At 70.8% G+C, this 1446-nt stretch carries 2 protein-coding genes and 1 pseudogene; all 3 read left to right on the plus strand.

Annotated features, from left to right (window positions below; translation table 11 throughout):
* Positions 1-613, plus strand: a 613-nt coding sequence (locus tag ABZ749_RS35125; protein ID WP_357235712.1) for a hypothetical protein, incomplete at its 5' end; no start/stop codon positions are given.
* Positions 610-1269, plus strand: a complete 660-nt coding sequence (locus ABZ749_RS35130; protein ID WP_357235714.1) for an SAF domain-containing protein — start codon at positions 610-612, stop codon at positions 1267-1269. The genes ABZ749_RS35125 and ABZ749_RS35130, both read left to right, overlap by 4 nt.
* Before the next feature lie 2 nt (positions 1270-1271).
* A pseudogene (locus ABZ749_RS35135) lies at positions 1272-1376 on the plus strand (ParA family protein); the annotation flags it as partial.
* Between the last annotated feature and the right edge of the window lie 70 nt (positions 1377-1446).

Here is a 1446-nt window from a genome sequence, read left to right on the forward strand (position 1 = left end):
TCCAGAGTCGTTGCAGGTCAGGGCCCCCGAGGGTGAGCAGTGGTACCTGCAAACCTGCAACGGCGGCGACCTGGGTGCCCAGGAGGTGGTGTCGCTGGCCGACCCGCCGGCTGGCTTCGGCGCACCGCCGGACCCGGAGGAGCTGGCCCGTCGCGCCCTGGCGTCGATCAGTCTGCTGCCGGCCCGGCTGAAGGTGGCACCCCGAAAGAGCATCGGCCCCGGCCTGGTCGGCCTGCCCGTCTGGATGTGGGCAACCCCGGGGAAGAACTACTTCGGCCCGCTCTACGCCGACGAGTCCGACCGTGGTCTGACCGTCTACATCGAAGCGAAGGTCGACCGGATCGACTGGGACATGGGCAACGGCAAGACGGTCACCTGTTACAGCGCCGGCACCGAGTACAAGGCCACGGGCACCCGGGCGGGTTCCACCTCCCCGGACTGCGGCTACGACGAGGGCTACCCCAAGGCAGACACCTACGACGTCACCGCCACCACGCACTGGACGGTGAGCTGGTGGACCAACAACGACGCCACAAGGCGGGTGATCCCGCAGACCCGGAGAAGCGGCATCGTGCAGATCCAGATCAACGAACTCCAGGTGGTCACCAGATGAGCCTCGCGACGCGCAACGGAACCCCGTCGGTGGACGCACCCGTCAACCCACCCACAGTGGTCCGCCAGCGCCGGGTCCGTCCCGGGCTGCTCGGCCTAGCCGTCCTCCTGATCGCGCTGGGCGGGCTGGGCGCGGCCTTCGCGGTCACCTCCGTACGGGCCACCGGCAGCTATCTGGCGGTCGCACGACCGGTCGAGGTGGGCCGGGAGATCAGCGCGGCCGACCTGGTCACCGTGCAGGTCGCCGGCGGCCAGGGGTTGCGCCCGGTGCCCGCCGCACGGCTCGACGAGGTGGTCGGCAAACGGGCCGCTGTCGCGCTGCTTCCGGGCACGCTGCTCACCCTGGGACAGGTCACCGACGACCCGCTGCTCGGCCCCGGCCAGCAACAGATCGCGCTCGGCCTGAAGACCGCCCAGGTGCCGGCCCGCGAACTGCACCCCGGCGACAAGGTCCTGCTGGTCAGCACCCCGGACAACGATGCCGACGAAGACACGGCCGCCGCCGGCACCCGGTTCGCGGCCACCGTCATCGACATGGTCAGCCCGGCCAACGACGACAGGGTCCTGTACCTGGCGCTACTGACCCGTGATGTGCCCGCGGTGGTGGCGCTCGCCGCACAGGAACGGCTCGCCGTGGTACTGACCGAGGCGGCCTGAGCATGGCGATCATCGCGCTGGTGTCCGCGAAGGGTTCGCCCGGCGTCACCACCTCGGCGCTGGCCTGCGCGCTGGCGTGGCACCGGCGGCTGGTGGTAGCCGAATGCCGGTCGCCCGGCCCTTTGCCGGGTACGCCTTGAACGGCGTCACCTTGACCGTCGCGCCGGTGGAGGTGAC

The sequence above is a fragment of the Micromonospora sp. NPDC047753 genome, assembly GCF_040642735.1.
GTDB lineage: Bacteria > Actinomycetota > Actinomycetes > Mycobacteriales > Micromonosporaceae > Micromonospora.